Below are 1,186 nucleotides of genomic sequence, written 5' to 3'. Positions count from 1 at the left end.
GAAACTCGTTCGCCAAAACCAAAGTTAAATTTATAAATAAATGCTGATGCTTCTTTTGTTAGTTAAATTTAATTCCTTCCGCCGAAACTGAAGCGAAATAGCAAAATAAAGTTGATGTTTAATCCGTCGGCCAGTTTTTTGCCAAACCAATGTTGTGCGCAGTTATCTTTTTTCAATTTCCGGTTCTACAGCCGAAACAATATGTACAACATGATTTGAACAGTAAAGTCCAAAATGTTTTAATTCTCCTGGAAACATTTCATTAGCATAGGTTTCTTTAAAAATAAAGTCAAGATAGTTTGATTTTGAAAACTTACAAAATTTTGAAAATTTGCCTCCTTCATATTCTTCATCGTCATTAAAGTTGATAAAGCTTTCATTCATTACATGATAAGCCACATAGCTTTTAAAATGAATTTTAAAGTGTACGCCATTCTGATTTATAGAAACTCTACGCAAACCAGATATAATTTATCTCTAACTAAAAGGTCTTCTTTTGTCTCGGAAGTCACCAAATCTTTAACTTCTAAAACCAAGGAATTGTCCCGAGGCTCGAACAAGTCGGTTAAGAAGATAGATCCGTAATTATTTATTTCGTGAAAGTTTGTCATTGGTGTAATTGCGCACAACGGAAAAGGCTTGGCGAAGAACTGGCATTTAAAACTCGTCAGCCAAAACCAAAGTTAAATTTATATTCAAATGTTGATGCTTCTTTTATCAGCTGAATTCTTGTCCTTCAGATGAAACTGAAGCAAAATAGTAAAATAAAAGCTGATGTTTATTCCTTCCGCCAGTTTTTTGCCAAACCAATGTTATGTGTAGCTTAATTTTTCCGATAGTAAAATTGAGATTTGCATTTTTAAGTTTGTTCGCTGAACCAAACTTTGCCGAACAATATTACACTTGAAACTTTTAGGTCGAACGTTTATTTGCGCAAAAGTTGTGAGCGTTTCTTTTACAAACTTTGCGTTTTCTGATTGAAAAAAGTCGGCAAACAATGCTGTTTTTATCAAGTAAAAATTAGTTCGCCGGAAATAGTCCGCTAAATAAGTCTGCTAAAAACAGCAAGGAAAACTTGCTAAAAGCAAAATCGAAACTTGCAATTGTTAAAAGTTCAGCTTACAAGTCAATTGACGTTTTGCAGGTCTTAAGTTACACATAACGGAAAAGGCTTGGCGAAGAACTG

The 1,186-nt window shown here is 33.6% G+C and carries 1 protein-coding gene; it reads right to left on the bottom strand.

The window, feature by feature from the left end; genetic code table 11:
* Positions 1 to 162 precede the first annotated feature (162 nt).
* Positions 163 to 459, bottom strand: coding sequence for a hypothetical protein (locus GO621_RS18670; protein WP_157569919.1), 297 nt, complete (start codon positions 457 to 459; stop codon positions 163 to 165).
* Positions 460 to 1,186: the final 727 nt, after the last annotated feature.

This window comes from Mucilaginibacter arboris, assembly GCF_009754915.1.
Taxonomy (GTDB): domain Bacteria; phylum Bacteroidota; class Bacteroidia; order Sphingobacteriales; family Sphingobacteriaceae; genus Mucilaginibacter_A; species Mucilaginibacter_A arboris.
Note: the sequence above shows the minus strand (reverse complement) of the source record. Positions and strands in the feature narration are given on the sequence as shown.